Genomic DNA, 17297 nt, shown 5'->3' with positions numbered 1-17297 from the left:
TGTAGCCATATTTCAGGACAAGACAGCTAAAAAAAAAACCGCTAAATGAAAAATTTATTTTTAATCATCTTCCTTTCAATAACAATATTTTCATGTAAACAAACAAACGAAACCAAAAAAAACCTCAAAAAAAATCATACCGCGATAAATGATACATTGACTAATAACCTGCAATTAGCTTTTGATAAAGATGCGATAATCGGATTTTCAGTATCTGTGGTGGACGAAAATAGATTGATTTATGATAAAGGTTTTGGATTCACAGATATTGAGCAAAATAAGCCTTACACTTCAAGTACAATTCAAAACATAGCTTCAATATCCAAAACACTAATAGGAATTTCCTTATTTAAAGCACAAGATTTAGGTAAATTAAATATTAATGACCCAATCAATAAATATTTACCTTTCAAAATTGTTAATCCAAACTATCCAGAGAATCCAATTTTAATTAAACATCTGGCTTATCACACATCTTCAATTATTGACCTTGACGAGATTTATGCAAAATCGTATGTTTTAAAAAAATCTGTACACGAAGAAAACGAAGGTGTATTTGACTATTTCAACAAACCTGAAACGAAGATTTCATTATTAGAATTTATTCAAAATAGCTTGACCGAAAATGGAAAATGGTACATAAAAGGCACATTTTCCAACACAAAACCGGGAGAAAAAAGAGAATATTCAAATATAGCTGCTGCTCTTTGCGCACAGATAATAGAATCTGCAACTGGACAAGATTATCAGTCTTTTACAAAAGACAATATATTAAAACCTTTAAAAATGTCGTCCTCTGGTTGGTCTTCAAAAGATATTGATACCACAAAACGATCTAAATTGTTTGCGAATAAAGAAATGATGATAGCCGATTATTCACTAATTACATATGCTGATGGCGGATTTATTACATCAAGTAAAGATTTAGGGCTATTCTTATCTGAATTAATTAAAGGTTATAAAGGCAAAGGAACTTTGTTAAACCAAAAGAGCTATAAAAAATTATTTAAAAAACAGAAATTCCCCAATTCAGAAACAGATGAAGAGTTTGGAATATTTATGGAGTTTAGAGATGAATTCTTGGGTGTTAAGGAGGAAATGATTGGTCATAATGGTTCTGACCCAGGAGTAATGACAGCAATGTATTTCAATCCTAAAACGGAAATTGGAAAAATATTAATTATTAATACAGATACGGATTTTACTGATGATGTTTGGCCCGAAATAAAGTCAATTTGGAAATCCTTAAACAAATACGAAACGGAATTAAACAGCGGAAAAGCCAACAGGTAAACGAGTAGACGGCTCCGAGTAAAATATCAAAAGTCCCCCTTCTAACACCAAAGTAAGTAAGTAAGTAAGTAAGTAAGTAAGTTGATCCTTTCGCCTCTATTGATACTATTAATACAACTCAATAATATATGACGCAACACTAATAATCACATCAAAAGGTTTTACATCTTTGACACAATCTTCCAGTTTAAGTATAGACTACAACTTGTACTCTTATCCCATTTTTAAACCTCAAAAACCAATAAGACTAATAGTACTGCTGTAGTACTCAATCTTTTTACAACAATGAGGTTTCCCGTAAACAGCCTACAACTAATTAGTGTACATTTAATCCCTAATTAACAATAAAATAGACATAGTTCTGCGTATTGCGAGGCCACTTTATAAATTGTAGCTTAGCTTTTTAAAACCTAAATCAGGAACAAAAAGTGCGGATATCCCACAATATTTAGGGGATATTAACTACTTTAGTTGCTATATAACGAGTTATAAACAAGTTAATGAAAAGATTATATATAATATTCCTATTAATTACAGCGATATCCTGTAAAAATCAAAAGATTAATGGGACTTGGATATCTTATAAAGGTCGTGTCATAGATATTGGCGCATCATATAAGCCAGGAGAGAAGGGTGTCTTAATTGATTTCGATAAAAAAACACTTAAGAACATTAATAATAACACAACAATCCCTATAAAAATTGATTTTATTAACTCAAAACTAATAGTAAAAAACGACTCTTTGAATTTGAATTTTGACTTTAATATTAATGAAAACAATTCTATTGAAGTAGATTTTAAAGGTAATACAATGCACATTTTTAAACAATTAAATTTAAATAATAAGCTATTTACTAATAAATGTCAAATTAGTACTTTCCTAACAACAAATAATTTTAAAAAAAATAAAGATTCATTAGTTATAAAGTTTAGTGATAAAATATCATTTTGTGAAATTTCTAAAAAACTAGTTAATGAAAATCTGAAAATTAAAAATTATTGGAAATTAATTGAATATGAACAAAATTATTTTTTAAAATTTACTCCAGAGAAAAGAATTGGCAATCAGATTTATCAAATAATTGAATTTGATGAATGTAAAATGAAACTTCTAAAACTCACGTATAGTATTATAGATACTGAAAACATAATTGAATTAAAAACCTGTTTATAACACCGGTAACCGTTGCACAACCCCTTAAAAAAGCATAAAAACAGCTTAAAATCTTTGATTTTAAGCTGTTTTTAATTTTGACTCTCCGTATTTTCTCTAAAATGCAAGTGGCTTAAAAGATAGTATTTGAACGCTTATTAAGTAGTTTTTGGTGCTTTTAATAAAAGCAAGTAGTCCCGCTATACTTTCTGGCAGTTTTTTCATATATTTTAAATACTTTTTAAGATTATACGCTGTTGCGGATAGATGCATACATTTATTAGCTTGTTTAATCCCAAGGGTATTCACTTTTCCCATGCCTAAAAACTGGGTTAGCGTACCAAATACAGGGGCTATCTGCTTTGTCATTTTCCTTTCATATAGCTTCCTTTTTCACTATCAACTCGTGCTATATTCCGTAGGTATTCTGCGCGGTAATACGTTACGGAAAATGACTTTTCTTGTGCCGTTTTGCTTAAACAAGCGCTTCGTATTGGGCAATCGATACAAAGTTTTTTTGAACCTCTATAGGCCTTCTTTTTGGTGTTGTTCTTCTTTTCGTAAAACACCTTTTTAAAGGGGATAATCTTACCTTGAGGGCAGGTGTAGTGATCTTCTTTTTCATTATAAATAAATTCATCAGGTCCTCCTTTAAAGGTGCCGTGTGGCGGAATGTAACTGGTAATATCCTGCTTTTCTAAAAAAGCATAATTATCACCACTACTGTAACCGGTATCTGCGAGACAGGTGTCTATGGTAAGACCAGATTGCCATAAGCGTCGTTTTACTCGCAATACAATATCAGGTAAATGCTGACTGTCTTTGCCATCGGCATGATAGGCTTTGATGTCACTTATTACATGATGTGCGGCATCTACCGTGAGCTGACTTGAATAGTTTAGTTTTCTTGCTTTCCCTGGTTTTACACTTATACGAGCATCGGGATCGGTTGGACTGTAATGCGTTTTATTACTAGTATAACGGGAACCTTTATTTCCTGCTCCAGGACGATGGTTTTGATCTTTTGACCATTTTTTGTTTCGGCTCTTTATGGCTTGTAATTCCTGACGGCTTGCTGATAATTCTTGTTGCGATTTTGGGGCTTTATTAACTTTGGCTGATCGAAATGGTACCGCTTTATCTCTATTGCTTATATGTCGTACTGCGCGTAAATGAGCTTCTAAATCTTCTTCTGGCACTTTAAGTTCTAAGCTATCCATCGAAGCGTTTGCTTTTACAGGTGCGGCGTCGATAACTTGGGTGTGACCGCTTACCATTTGCATGGCTACGCACATTTTGAAAACATGAGTAAATAGGCTTTCAAAAACTGACTCTGGGTACAGTTGACGTGTTCTACTTAGCGTGGAATGCCATGGTAATTCTTCATCGATATCATAACCTAGAAAATACAGAATATCCAGTCGAAGACTACAATGTAATACCAATTTTCTATCGCCGGTGATATTCTCTAAATAACCAACTAAACAGAATTTGAAAAACACTACGGGATCTAAACTTTTTTGTCCACAGTTTCCGTAATAGATTTTTGTTTGATTCCGTAGAAATTCTAAGTCTAAAATTTCTTATAATCGTCTATAAAAATTGTCTTGGGGAACCCGACGACTCAACTGGAAATTGTTGAATAATTTCTCCTGATATATTTTTGTGCCTTGCATTAATAAATATACGAAATTTCTATATCTTTAACAACACGTTGTGCAACAGGCACACCGTATAAAAATAATTTCGACTTAGTGCTTAATCAAAGGTCGTTGCGTGTTTGTAACGTCTGATTTTCCTTCGGAAAATCCACGCATACAAACCCGCAACTATTCTTATACATAAACGTCTTGATATTTATTTATTAGCTAAAGACGATGAAGAAGTTGGAAAATTAAACGTGTTTAATAATGCTAAGACATATAATTTAAAAGCTCGGTTTGTTGAGGTTAAATTTAAAGGAAAGTTAACTTTTAATGATAATAGTACTGGCACAGAAAACATATTAGATTTTTCATCAAGCACTTCTACCGCTTCATTACCTAGTGCAGGCATATCTAACTCTCAGTCTTTGAAGTTATCTGAAACTATTAGCAATTGGAAATCATATATTAAAGATAATGAAAATGATTTTATAAATAAATTTAATCAATCATTAATAAAATATCAACCATTTAAGAAAAGATCTAAAATAGATTATACCAAACTAACAGTAGATTTTGAAAATTTTGCAATAGGAACAAGCTCTAGTGGAGAAGGTATCGATAAAATAAAAAAATCAATTTCATCAATAGATATTGATGCGATTGCTTGTAATATGGAAGATTTTTTAACAGGGTTAAAAGAGATGTATTTAGATGAAAATGATGCTGAAAAAGGAATTACTATATTTTTACTACCTATAATAATTAGATATTCAAATCCTCCTTTAGGTGTTAGTGTAGATTATCTAGATGGGTTTGCTGATGATATTTTTAGTACGGGAAGATATATTATGATGACTAAATATTCTTCTTTGTTAAGAAAAGAAACCCTTATTCACGAAGCTGCTCACACACTAGGATTATTTCATTCATTTCAAAACAAAACAACAGATAATGGACGCGATGTAATTCCTATTCATACCTTCGAAAAAACAAAAACTGAAAATATAATGGATTATAGTGATACAGTTATTTCTTTTTGGAAATGGCAATGGACGGAAATGTTAAAAGATACTGCGGATTTAGAATTAATAAAATGAAAAATTATATTTTAGGAATATTTTTAGTTATTTATAACTTTGCTTTTAGTCAGATTAAAAAAGATACTGATACTATTAGTCTCTTTTTTAATGAAATTATTTATAAAACTGATACAATACATTCTACAAGGACAAAGTCGATTATAACAAAAAAGAGTATTAATAAACAATATAATAAACCTTTAAATGGACTTTATAAAGTAATTACTGGAAATGACACTTTTTTCATCACTAAATATAAAGAAGGTCTTGAAGATAATAAAGTATTTAATTATGTTAAGTACTATTATAAGGGAAAATTATTTAAAATTGAAGTTAAAGGAATTCAAATTATAGGTACCAATTATATTTCTATTCCTAAATATAATTGTAAAAACACAACCCTTCAAGGGAACTATATTGATATTACTAATGATAAAATTGTAGAACCGATAAAAATAAAACAAAGAGCTAGAAAAAAACATATTTTATGGAAAATAAAATCTAAAAACGGAACTAGTTGTATTCGTTTAAATCGTAAAATATTTACTGATTGCTATTGAAGATTCAAAAGCCCAGTTGCCAATCGAGTAGACGGCTCCGACTAAAATAGCCGGAGTGCGCCTCTCACAACACCGCACGTACGTAACTACGTTGGTCCTTTCGTCTCTATTGCTAGTAGCAATACAACTCAGAAACGTATTCAGCAGCTCGCAAATGATCACATCAAAAGGTTTTACATATTTGACACAATCTTCCAGTTTAAGTATAGACTACAACTTGTACTCTTATCCCATTTTTAAGCCTCAAAAACCACTAAGACTAATAGTACTGCTGTAGTACTCAACCTTTTTACAACAATGAGGTTTTCCGTAAACAGCCTACAACTAATTAGTGTACACTTAATCCCTAATTAACAATAAAATAGACATAGTTCTACGTATTGCGAGGCCACTTTATAAATTGTAGCTTAGCTTTTTAAAACAAAAGTGAGGAACAAAAGGTCTGGATATCACGTAATATTTAGGGATATTCACTACTTTAGTTGCTATATAACACGTTGTAAACAATTAAAAAAATGAGAGTTACATGAAAAAAATAATTGGCATACTCTTAGTTATTAATTTATTTTTCTTACCGATTACTCTTTTTTTTGCTTACAATAGTTTAAGTATTCTTCTTCACGATAAAGATTATGAGCTTACTAAAGTCAAAATAACAAATTTGGATGATGAAGTTATGGGATTATTGCCAAATGGAATTGTACAACAAATATCATTTAATTCTGGATATATTTATCATTCTAATTGGAAGGAATGGTACAAAAGTCATTCTATTCATAAAACGGAAGGTTGGGTATTCAATCTTGAGTCCAAAGAAGAAGAAGAAGAAGAAGATTTCAAAGAAACATCTGCTCACGAAATAGGTCACGAATTACTTCAAGCCTATCACGGAACAATATATTCATGGCAACATAAAGGAAGTTCTTATTATTTCCCAGAAGATAGAAAACCGATAAATGAATCATTATCTGATAAAATCACTCATTTAGATTTTATGGAATCAAACGGAGAAAACGCTGCTAAATCAGGAGAAATTGACCTAATGAAATATTATAATGATTATTCTGATTATAAAGACAGAATAGTTGCAAGTGAAAAAGATGTAAAAGGCTTATTATGGTTAACTAAATTATCTTTAAAATGATATATATATCTACTATTATTTTTATACTATCATCGTTATTTTTAGTACGTAGTACTTTTTTAAAAAGACAAAAGGTCATTTCAAAAACAATAATTTATTTGTCTTTTTTAGCATTATGGAGTCTATTAACTCTTTTAGTTTTCGTCTATTTATGGAATTCAAGCCCTGATTATAATCAACAGAGACAAATCGTAAATTCTTGGAATATTAAAATCGTAAATAATTTAAACAAACCAATAGAGAATGCTTTAATAATTGATAATAATGATACAATTATTTCAAATAATGAAGGTTATGTTAATTTTCACAGATTAAGAAGTAATTCTGTCACAATACAAGCCAAAGGTTATGTTTCAGACACGATTTATATAAATGAGTTAACTGAAAATAAAATATATTTATTAAAATCTACTAAAAAATAACATTACCTAATCGAGTAGACGGCTCCGACTAAAATAGCCGGAGTGCGCCTCTCACACCACCGTACTTACGTAACTGCGTTGGTCCTTTCGTCTCTATTACTACTAGTAATACAAGTCAGGAACGTATACGGCGGTTCGTAAATCATCACGCCAAAGCTCTTTTCACGCTTGACACTATCTTCTAATTTAGGCATAGGCTACAACTAGTGCTCCTATGCGAATTTTGAAGAGAATCACGTTCAGTCCGTCCTTACTTGTGAGACCGTCGGAGGTATTGCCTCTGCTCGTTTCCTGTAAGTACTATGACCTCTGCTGATTGCTCCAAATAGTCAACTCGTAACTTTGGAGACCTCCCCAGGTAATGGACATCTTCTTTCTCTCAACCACTGCCGTATCTACATAATTACCCTTTTGTTACTGTTTGGGCGTTACAATGATGTGCTTGCTTACCCGAATAACTATGCCTCTGTATACGATTTCTGTTTAGTTTATGATGAGCGCAGTCGAAGTATCAGTACCGAGTTTTGTAGTGGTATTTGCTCATTAATCAATCACAAATAGCCTTCTGATAAAACCTCACGGTTTTCACCCTTGCGACTTACTAATGCTTCAATAAGCCTGTCCTGAGCGCAGCCGAAGGGTTACTCCTGCGCATAAGGAACTTGCACCCTCTAGATTAATTATTTACCTTTCCGTAAATAAAAAGATGCCCATGCTGGGCACACACACCGTATATAATTTATTGCTGGCTTCTCGCCTACTTACGAAAGTCTTTGCTGATTTTCAATTCCGTTTTTATTTGCTAAATTAGGTGCTGAAACACGCCACTAATCATATACGAACACGTTACCTGCCGTTTGAAAATCACTCTGTAGAAGATAATAATTGAATGAAAACAATAAATAACATATTACTTTTAGTCGTTTTACTTATACTAATAAGTTGTAAAACAGAATTAAAACCTGACTTAAAATTTGTTTACTCAATTGACAAACAAGGTGTTTTTATTAATTCATTAAAAGAAAATACTAACAAACAAATTTACAGTTCAAATAAAGTATTTCTAAATAGTTATTTCAGTTCTATAAATGAGAGTATTCTACAAGTTGGACACCAAAGTCGATTAAGAAGTGAGGAAAAAGAGCGTAAAGTATATTCAAAATATTTTCATAAAGTAGATGGAGACAGCACATTCATCACAAATAATCCGCCATACACTACAATAGACAAATATGATTTTTTTAACTGACAGTATTTTATATATTAACATTAGAAAAGGCTCAAGTTATTTAAAAAGAACTTTGGATTATGAACACTACGAACATTCGGAATTGAAAATAAAAACAACAGAATTTAATGAGAAAGGGGAAGTTATCTCACAAAAAGACACGTCTTTTGCTTGCGGAGGAACATCTAGCTCTTCGAAAGGAATACGATTTTGTGATTTTAAAAGATATTACGAAAAAAGCGAAACAGTATTAGGCAAGACAATTATTTCAAAACGTGGAGACTTGATTTTACAAGATAAGAGCTCTGAAACTGTTTTATTAAAGTTTGACGGACACTTTGACCCAAAATTTGGTAGTGGTTTTTATAATCCAACTTTATCAAGTGATGGTAAGAAGGTGTCATTCCAATATTTAGCTGGGTTTTTAAACACCGGTTCCTGTATTTATGAGATGGACATGATAACTCAAACCAAAACCAAATTAATCGGAGAAGGTTTTTTTAACCCAATCTATTCACCTGACAACAAATTTCTATTGCTGTTCTCTGATAGTAGACAGGTAAAAAATAATACTTGGCTAAAAGATATACATATTTTAGACATAGAAACTAGAACAAAAACTAAAGTTGCAGAAGGAGAAAACTATATGTGGATTCCGAATAAATAAAAACGGCAGATAACACCGGTAATCGTTGCACAACCCATAAAAAAGCATAAAAACATAAACAGATGAAAATTATCATTATATACATACTTTTATTAATCACATTTAATGGATATGGACAAAACTCAAAAAAAAACACTCAAGATACTACGCAAAAAAATATTCAAATAGAAAAACTACATGAAACTGTAAAATATAGAAAAGATAAAACCTACTATGATATAACAAGCTATAATGGAGCATGCAATTATAAAATATTAATTAATGATTTACCAGTATTTTCAATGTATAATAATGCGAGAGGAGAAATAAGTGTACCAATTAATGGGAAAATTTTAAAAAGCGGTAAACAATCTCTGAAAGTAATATTATTTCCTTTCTATGATGAAAATAAAGAACTAAAAAAAGGATTAAATCCTTATGCAGGTTTAGATATTACCATTAGCAAAATGAAATGGGATGAATCTGAAAGAAAATTTGATTATTATCCCTTTTTTGAATACAAAACACCTAGAGAAGGAACAAAAAAATTACAAAATAATCCAAGTATTTTACTATTTAAAAATAATGAAAACCTTAAAGCATTTGAAGAAGAGGTCTCTTTTAACGTAAAAGTACCTTATGAGCTAGATGGATGGTCCAAAAGTATAAACCTGAAAAAAGAGAATACAGATGAGTTAACAAAAGAAGTTGTAGATTATTATGAATCTCTAACCAAAGATTTTAAAAATAAGAATATTAATAATATCTCAGAAAAATATTACAATAAAGAAAAAGAAGTTGCACAGTCCTATTTTTATACTGAAAAAGAAGTTAATACGAGGTGGAATGTTGACATATTAGAAAAAATACTAGACTCAACTGCGTCAGTAAGAAAAATAGAAAAATATGAACTCAAATTTTTCGGAAATGGTAAGGTTGTAGCGCTAATGAGATATCCAGGGAAATCTCCTTTGTGTGTAGTTACAAAAAAACAAGATGGAAAATTCAAGTATTCAGTATACGATATATTTCTTCATCGTCCTAAAAAAGGAGCTCCGTTAGAAATGATTAGATAAAAGCATTTTTAAACTTTAGCCATATTAGAGAATAAACCATTTGTGCGAACGTCAATGACATTAATATTTATAAACTAAATGAGAAAACTTCTTTTATTATTTTACTTCCTATTTTTTGCTCTTTCATCTTGTAAAAAAAATATTGATGAGCAAACTGACTTTAATTAATTTTTGGAATCTAATTATGAATTTAACAACAGAAATTTAAATCAAAATAGAGCATATTATTATACAAGAATTGAAGAAATACCAGAAAATAAAATTGATAGGCTGAACAATTTAGACCCAAAATTTGAAGCTCTGATTTCTGATATTGATAAAGCAATAAAAAATGAAAAAAGTAGTATTGAAAATTTAATTTCGGAATACATAATAATCCTTGATGAAATTAAAGAAATCGTGAAATTTGATAAGGATTATTTAATAATAGAACTTAATCAAAGAAAAAAAACAAAAAACTACTCAAATAAATTTCATTTAAACATTATAAAAAACGAACTCGTTATAGCGATGAATTATGTTTTCGAATATGCTAATACACCAAAACATTATGCAGATGGGTTTAGAAAATTAGATAGTATAAACACGAGAATTATTAAAATTAAAAATAATAGTATAAAAATCAATTTATCATCTGATATCGCACAATCGATAAAAGAAAATAGACACATCATAATTGATAATATAAAATTTAATGGGATTAATGAAAATGTTGATTACAAACTAAAGGAAAACCATTCTTTCGCAGACATCGAACTTGATTCCTTGAAAAACGGAAAATATACATTAAATGGAATATTGAGATATTATCATAGAAATGGAAAAATAGATATCCCTTTTAAAGAAACATTTGAAATTAAATAAAAACGAAGTACAACACCGGTAACCGTTGCACACCCCATTAAAAAAGCATAAAAACAGCTTAAAATCTTTGATTTTAAGCTGTTTTTAATTTTAATACGTCATTTTTTCTCTAAAATGCAAGTGGCTTAAAACATAGTATTCGAAGGCTTATTAGGTAGTTTTTAGTCTTTTAATAAAAGCAAACAGGGGCTACCGTGCTTTGTCGTTTTTCTTTCATATAGCTTCCTTTTTTGCTAATTGGTCGTTTCCCTTTTCTGAACAAAATACTTGTTACGAAAATGTCATGGCAGAATGAGTAAACGGTATTTTAAAAGATGAATTTTATCGCGACCAAACCTTTGATAACGTGAACCACAAAAAGAGAGCCGTAAAAAAGGCAATTAATTTATACAACGAAGTAGGATTACATTTATCTTTAGATTATAAAACACCTAATATGGTATATAAATTATCAGCTTAATTCAATTTTAACCTATAACCATATTTCAGGACAAGACATTAGAAAAAATGAAAATATTATGAGAATATTTGATTTATTTAAAAGAAAGGAAAAAGATACTTTCATCGAAAAAGAAGTTGAAATACAAAAAATAGAACTTGTTCCTAACACTTTTAATACTGTTTCTGAAAAGCAATTTCAAGATGAATTAGTTAAATATTTTAACCTTGAAAAATATGGATTTGGAATATCGCCTGATGAAAGAATACAAGTTTTTTATGGAGATATCAATAATACTAACGAAATAGATTTTGAGGGACACATACTGATTATTGGAAACTTAAAAACAAATTGGGTAAACCTTACATCCTCAGATTTTTCATTGAGAGATAGTGGTGGTTCATTATTCGTTACGGGAAATATCCAAGCTGATTATTTATCTAATGATTTTAACAGATTTGTAATGATAAATGGCGATTTAATTATTAGAAAAATTATAAATGTAGAATTTGAAGATTCTTACTTAGTTGTAAATGGCGATTTAATAACAGAATATTACCACGGAATAGATATTCCCGCAGAAGTACAAGGGGAAATTAAACTAAATTATGGTTGGGGATATTGTAATGATAAAAATTCTAAAACTGTTTTACCAAAAAATGATATTGATAATTCATTAAAATTCTTGAACGTAGATAAAAGTTGTGATTCAGAACAGATTAACGGAATAATAAAAAAGAGAATAACGAACTGCCAACACCGGTAACCGTTGCACAACCCCTTAAAAAAGCATAAAAAGAGCTTAAAATCTTTGATTTTAAGCTCTTTTTAATTTTGATCCGCCATATTTTCTCTAAAATGCAAGTGGCTTAAAACATACCATTCGAACGCTTATTAGGTAGTTTTTTTTACTTTTAATAAAAGCAAGTAGTCCCGCTATACTTTCTGGCCCGTTTTTCATATATTTAAAATTCTTTTTAAGATTATAGAGGATAAATGCACATACTTATTAGCTTGTTTAACCCCAAGGGTATTCACTTTTCCCATGCGTAAAAACTGGGGTAATGTTCCTAATACACTTAAATTGCCATACATAAAACCATTAATTTAAATTCGAAACCACAAAATGACCATACCCCATAAAACAATCACAAAAGGATTTATCATTTCTGGTGTAATGAACACTTCTGTCTTGTTCTTTTCTAGACTATTTACCAATACCACTATCAATGCGTATGACCCAAGCGTCATGTCCAATTTTGGATTATTAATGATTTTAGTTTGGGGATTAGCTTATATAGCAGTTGCTAAAAAACATCATGAGGTTAAGTGGCTTATTGCTGTTTTTGCTATCGAAAAGTTTATTTATGGTTGTGTTTGGGCTAATTGGATGTTGACTAATAGCGTTTCTGAAGTGTTTAGTAAAGATAAAATGGCAGGTGTCTTTTATTCCATTTACGGAATTAACGATTGGATCTTTTTTATCTTCTTTTTTTATGTGTTTATAACCCTATCTAAAAAAAAATAGCCACCAAAATTGGCAGCTATTGTCTTTTAAATTTGTGTGCTTTTATACTTGATTAAGCATTAATAGGCGACAGCGTATTTAAGGCGTCAGCAATTAAAGTATCACCTTGTAAAATTTCGAAAGTCGTCTTATTTGCAATATCGTCATTTAAAGTGCTTACTAAAGTTTGAGCCACATCATTTCGGCTAATCTCCCCACTTTTATTTAACTTGGTTTCTAACTCAATCTTGTTTGTTAATTCGCCATTAGTTAATGATCCTGGTCTAACAATACTATAATTTAATCCGCTTGACTTCAAATACTCGTCTGCGTTATGTTTTGCTTTTAAATACGCTTGCAACTGCTCCGCTTGTTCTGGATGGTCTGCTCCCATCGAGCTTAACATTACAAACTTTTTGACCTTATTTTTGTTAGACGCATCTATCAATCGTTTTGCACCTTCTTGATCAACTTCTACTACTTTTTTCCCTCCGGATCCTGCAGCAAAAACAACCTTATCTATCGTGTTATTAAAAGCTACAGAAACGTCTTGCTCTAAATCGGCTATAACAGTCTCAATGTTTTTGGCTTTAAAATAAGCGACTTGTGCTTCTTTTCTAACCATTGCAATCGGGTTAAAATATTGAGATTCGTTTAAAAGATTTACTATTTTTTTTCCTGTGGTACCGTTGGCACCGGCTACTAATATATTTTCCATACTTCAAGTTACTATTACCACTCGTGGTTTCCAAAAAAACGCCCCTGGTTTAACGCTAGTTTAATACAAAAACAGGCGTTATTGCTAGTTTTACTAATTTTTTTAACAGTTAATCTGATCATAAAACAGAAAACAATAATAGCTTGATAAGAGTTATAAATAATTTTACCATGATTACTATCTATTAACAAAACGGCATAGTATCTTTAAATTTTAAATATCTTATGAAAACTAAATTACATATATTTAAAATTGTTGCTAAATCGTTAAGCTTTACAAAAGCTGCGGAACAGTTATTTATATCGCAACCAGCAGTATCTAAATCTATACGAAATTTAGAAGATCAGTACAAAACGACCTTGTTTATTAGAAAACGAAACTCGATTGCACTCACTAAAGAAGGGCAAGCCTTTTTATTATATACCAATAAAATTTTGGCTATTTATAGCGAAATGGACGCTCAATTTTTGCATAAAAATGATACGTTCCCAGAATTAATCACATTTGGAGTCAGTACGACAATTTCTAATTATATAATTCCTAATGTGATTTCGAAGTTTAGAAAGCAATATCCTAACACTAAATTTGAAATCAATAGTAATAACTCTGAAACCATTGAAGATTTAATCCTAAACGAAACTATTGATTTTGGTATTACAGAAGGCCGCATGACCAATCCAAAGCTACACTATGATAAATTTATAAAAGATGAAATTGTATTAGTAACTAATAGCAATACTAATGCATTTAAAACTGGAAGTATTGATAGTGTTACTTTACAAGAAATCCCTATGATATCGCGTGAAAAAGGATCTGGAACTAAAGATATTATTGATAAATTTTTGTTAGAAAATAAGGTTAAAACATTAAACACGGTAGTCACTTTAAACAGTACTCAGTCTATTAAAAACTACTTACACCACTCTGACCATTATGCTTTATTATCCATACATGCCGTACATAAAGAATTATTAAACAATCAATTAAAAATAATAGAGATCAAAAATCTATCCATAGAAAGGTGGTTTTACTTTGTAAAGAGAACGGGATTTCAATCTAATATGCTTCAATCTTTTGAAAAATTTATCAGGCATAATTATAACTTTTAGTTATATTATATAACAAATACGTGTTCTTAAAAGTTATTTGTTAAACCTACTTTTGTATCAAATAATCCTCTTGATATGAAAGCTACTATTTCTAAATCAGTTTATGCTCTTACTACCATAGTTATACTTCTAGGGTTTATTAATAGTGCTACAGCATTGGCACTAGGCTTTTTATTCACCTTACTATTTACTAATCCATTACAATCCCATAGCCATAAAGTCATTAGCTATTTATTAAAAATTTCAATCATTGGTTTAGGCTTTGGTATGTTATTTAAAGAGACGTTACAGACTAGTAAACATGCTTTTGGACTAACGGTATGCTCTATTATTTTGACAGTAACGTTAGGGCTGTTATTTTCTAAACTATTAAAAATAGATTTAAAATTAGGACATCTTATCACTTCTGGAACCGCTATTTGTGGAGGAAGTGCTATTGCTGCTATTGCGCCCATAATTAAAGCTAAAAGCACTATAATAAGTGTGGCTTTAGGTATAGTCTTTTTACTAAATTCCATTGCTTTGTTTGTTTTTCCTCCTTTAGGACATCTTTTTAACTTAACACAAGAACAATTTGGATTGTGGTGCGCTATTGCCATCCATGATACCACTTCTGTTGTTGGAGCTGCTATGGCTTATGGTGATGAGGCTTTAAAAATAGCAACAACTGTCAAACTATCCAGAACTTTATGGATTATACCGCTATCCATATTTTCTATATTTTATTTTAAAACAAAAGGCGAAAAAATTAGTATCCCCTATTTTATACTATTATTTATTGCAGCTATCGTGATTAATAGTTATTCTATTTTACCAGAATCCATGACCGCTACCATTGTCTTAATAGCAAAACGCTTATTGGTTTTAACGCTATTTATTGTTGGCTCTACCCTTTACGTAAAAGATTTAAAAGCGTTTGGAATTAAACCCTTGATTTTAGCTTTAGCTTTATGGGTTTTTATATCCACAGTCTCTCTAATTTATATTTTGAACTAAACTTAACATATCAAGTCAATTATTTTGAAGTTATAATAATGGATTCATAAATAGGGACTTAATATTTTTCAATACTTTTGCTAGATCGTATTTACTAATTTCCGCTTGACGGTAAAATGCATTAGATACTTTGTAAGACTTAATCCTATTTCGACTAAAAAAAATCAAAATGAATATTAAAACCACCCTCCTAATTATATTAATTTCAGTCTCTAGTTTTGCCAATGACGGGGCATATTACGCTTCTGGAAACCAATTAATCCCAATTACCGAAACAGAAATTTGTATTACTAAAGAAATTTTAACGGTTCTTAGAAAAATAGAAAATGACGAAAGCTACGTCTATGTTACTGTGGACTACACGTTTTTTAATCCAGGTCAGGAAAAAACAATTTTAGTCGGTTTTGAAGCGCCCTCGCCTAGTGGAGATGTTAATGGTTACCCTAAAAACGGAGCGCATCCTTATATTTCAAAGTTTGATGTGTTGATGAATAATGGGTTAATCCCTTTTAAAACCGCGATAGTTAATAGCGAAAATTATTACGTTAATAATACTATAGATTCTAAAACGGAAGACGACGTGATTGGGGAAGACTTTAACGCTAATGACCCTAGTTTTTATTACGTCTACCATTTTGAAGCTAAATTTAAACCGGGCATTAACACCGTTAAACATACCTACCGCTTTAACATGTCAGGCTCAATGATGGAAAAATATAATTTTGATTATATACTAACGGCTGCAAACAGATGGGGAAATAACCAAATTGATGATTTTACATTACACATTGATATGGGAGCAAATGAAAATTTTATTTTAACAAATAGCTTCTTTAAGGATAAAAAAGAATGGACCATTGATGATGGAAGAAGCATAAATTATACAAGTGACTATAGAGATGGTTTGTATTCCAAATTTATAACGTATACTGGTGGTATAACGTTTAAAAAGACCAATTTTAAACCAACAGATGAACTTTATATACACGCTCCAGTCACTTATATGAAAGAAAACTATACGTCTTTTGATTATAAGTCTCATAATTTACCAGAGCTAATAAGCCTTGAAAACGACGAGCATCCCACGTGTACTAAATCTGTAGATGAAACCTCTTTTAAAATACTACGCAACCTTCCTTTTGCTTTACATGGTTATGTGTTTGAAACTACAGTAATTCAGGAGTTTTATCTCTCACAAAATTGGTATAAACCTAATCCAGAGTATCAAGCCAAAATCGAAACATTAAAAGATGTAGAAAAAGAATGGTTAGAAAAGGTTACATCTAATAAATGGGATAACTAGCGCCAATTGCCATAAAATAAAGCCTCTTAATTATTAAACCACTAGAACTAAACGGACAGTTTAGTTTCAATTACAAAATCTAACAAACTTTAACTTGATATTGCTTGCAATCT

At 30.5% G+C, this 17297-nt stretch carries 20 protein-coding genes; 16 read left to right on the top strand and 4 right to left on the bottom strand.

The window, feature by feature from the left end; genetic code table 11:
- The first annotated feature begins 45 nt into the window (after positions 1-45).
- Positions 46-1293, top strand: a complete 1248-nt coding sequence (locus E9099_RS15495; protein ID WP_136584439.1) for a serine hydrolase domain-containing protein — start codon at positions 46-48, stop codon at positions 1291-1293.
- A 500-nt stretch (positions 1294-1793) separates the two neighbouring features.
- On the top strand, positions 1794-2468 hold the full coding sequence (locus tag E9099_RS15490) for a hypothetical protein (RefSeq protein ID WP_136584438.1): 675 nt from the start codon (positions 1794-1796) through the stop codon (positions 2466-2468).
- A gap of 96 nt (positions 2469-2564) precedes the next feature.
- Here E9099_RS15490 and E9099_RS19555 read toward each other — a convergent pair whose 3' ends face one another.
- The 3 genes from E9099_RS19555 to E9099_RS15480 form a co-directional block, all read right to left on the bottom strand.
- Positions 2565-2816 (bottom strand): hypothetical protein, encoded by a 252-nt coding sequence (locus E9099_RS19555; RefSeq protein WP_240788911.1) that lies wholly within the window; start codon positions 2814-2816, stop codon positions 2565-2567.
- Positions 2813-3949 carry a transposase gene (locus tag E9099_RS15485; protein WP_240788910.1) on the bottom strand — a complete coding sequence of 379 codons (1137 nt, stop codon included), beginning with the start codon at positions 3947-3949 and terminating at the stop codon, positions 2813-2815. Before E9099_RS15485 ends, E9099_RS19555 begins: the two co-directional genes overlap by 4 nt.
- 355 nt (positions 3950-4304) lie before the next feature.
- The gene (locus tag E9099_RS15480; RefSeq protein ID WP_136584437.1) at positions 4305-4502 is read right to left on the bottom strand and encodes a hypothetical protein; all 198 of its coding nucleotides are present in this window, start codon (positions 4500-4502) and stop codon (positions 4305-4307) included.
- 16 nt (positions 4503-4518) lie between these two features.
- On the opposite strand from E9099_RS15480, the gene E9099_RS15475 reads away from it, so the two are divergent.
- The 11 genes from E9099_RS15475 (at position 4519) to E9099_RS15425 (ending at position 13079) form a co-directional block, all read left to right on the top strand.
- Positions 4519-5190, top strand: a complete 672-nt coding sequence (locus E9099_RS15475; protein ID WP_136584436.1) for a hypothetical protein — start codon at positions 4519-4521, stop codon at positions 5188-5190.
- Complete coding sequence (locus E9099_RS15470) at positions 5187-5732, top strand: hypothetical protein (protein WP_136584435.1); 546 nt, start codon at positions 5187-5189, stop codon at positions 5730-5732. The genes E9099_RS15475 and E9099_RS15470 overlap by 4 nt, the downstream gene beginning before the upstream one ends.
- Before the next feature lie 661 nt (positions 5733-6393).
- Complete coding sequence (locus E9099_RS15465) at positions 6394-6876, top strand: hypothetical protein (protein ID WP_136584434.1); 483 nt, start codon at positions 6394-6396, stop codon at positions 6874-6876.
- Complete coding sequence (locus E9099_RS15460) at positions 6873-7298, top strand: hypothetical protein (RefSeq protein WP_136584433.1); 426 nt, start codon at positions 6873-6875, stop codon at positions 7296-7298. The genes E9099_RS15465 and E9099_RS15460 overlap by 4 nt, the downstream gene beginning before the upstream one ends.
- A gap of 889 nt (positions 7299-8187) precedes the next feature.
- Positions 8188-8547, top strand: a complete 360-nt coding sequence (locus tag E9099_RS15455) for a hypothetical protein (protein ID WP_136584432.1) — start codon at positions 8188-8190, stop codon at positions 8545-8547.
- Entirely contained in the window at positions 8531-9193 is a 663-nt protein-coding gene (locus E9099_RS15450; protein WP_136584431.1) for a hypothetical protein, read from the top strand. The genes E9099_RS15455 and E9099_RS15450 overlap by 17 nt, the downstream gene beginning before the upstream one ends.
- Before the next feature lie 62 nt (positions 9194-9255).
- The gene (locus E9099_RS15445) at positions 9256-10248 is read left to right on the top strand and encodes a hypothetical protein (protein WP_136584430.1); all 993 of its coding nucleotides are present in this window, start codon (positions 9256-9258) and stop codon (positions 10246-10248) included.
- A gap of 171 nt (positions 10249-10419) precedes the next feature.
- Entirely contained in the window at positions 10420-11112 is a 693-nt protein-coding gene (locus E9099_RS15440; protein ID WP_136584429.1) for a hypothetical protein, read from the top strand.
- A 304-nt stretch (positions 11113-11416) separates the two neighbouring features.
- Positions 11417-11572, top strand: coding sequence for an IS3 family transposase (locus tag E9099_RS19775; RefSeq protein WP_136585199.1), 156 nt, complete (start codon positions 11417-11419; stop codon positions 11570-11572).
- A gap of 58 nt (positions 11573-11630) precedes the next feature.
- The gene (locus E9099_RS15430; protein ID WP_136584428.1) at positions 11631-12317 is read left to right on the top strand and encodes a hypothetical protein; all 687 of its coding nucleotides are present in this window, start codon (positions 11631-11633) and stop codon (positions 12315-12317) included.
- Positions 12318-12677: 360 nt separating this feature from the next.
- Complete coding sequence (locus E9099_RS15425) at positions 12678-13079, top strand: hypothetical protein (protein ID WP_136584427.1); 402 nt, start codon at positions 12678-12680, stop codon at positions 13077-13079.
- 52 nt (positions 13080-13131) lie between these two features.
- Here the strand turns inward: E9099_RS15425 and E9099_RS15420 are convergent, their stop codons facing one another.
- Positions 13132-13776, bottom strand: a complete 645-nt coding sequence (locus tag E9099_RS15420; RefSeq protein WP_136584426.1) for an SDR family oxidoreductase — start codon at positions 13774-13776, stop codon at positions 13132-13134.
- Between the two features lie 224 nt (positions 13777-14000).
- Here E9099_RS15420 and E9099_RS15415 point away from each other — a divergent pair, with 224 nt between their 5' ends.
- The 3 genes from E9099_RS15415 to E9099_RS15405 all read left to right on the top strand — a co-directional run bounded on the left by E9099_RS15415 (position 14001) and on the right by E9099_RS15405 (position 17184).
- Positions 14001-14885 carry a LysR family transcriptional regulator gene (locus E9099_RS15415; protein WP_136584425.1) on the top strand — a complete coding sequence of 295 codons (885 nt, stop codon included), beginning with the start codon at positions 14001-14003 and terminating at the stop codon, positions 14883-14885.
- Between the two features lie 75 nt (positions 14886-14960).
- Entirely contained in the window at positions 14961-15881 is a 921-nt protein-coding gene (locus tag E9099_RS15410) for a YeiH family protein (RefSeq protein ID WP_136584424.1), read from the top strand.
- 169 nt (positions 15882-16050) lie between these two features.
- Positions 16051-17184, top strand: coding sequence for a YARHG domain-containing protein (locus E9099_RS15405; RefSeq protein ID WP_136584423.1), 1134 nt, complete (start codon positions 16051-16053; stop codon positions 17182-17184).
- Positions 17185-17297 lie beyond the last annotated feature (113 nt).

The organism is Psychroserpens sp. NJDZ02 (assembly GCF_004843725.1).
Taxonomy (GTDB): domain Bacteria; phylum Bacteroidota; class Bacteroidia; order Flavobacteriales; family Flavobacteriaceae; genus Olleya.
The sequence above is the reverse complement of the archived record's forward strand: the minus strand, read 5'-3'. Positions and strand labels throughout refer to the sequence as shown.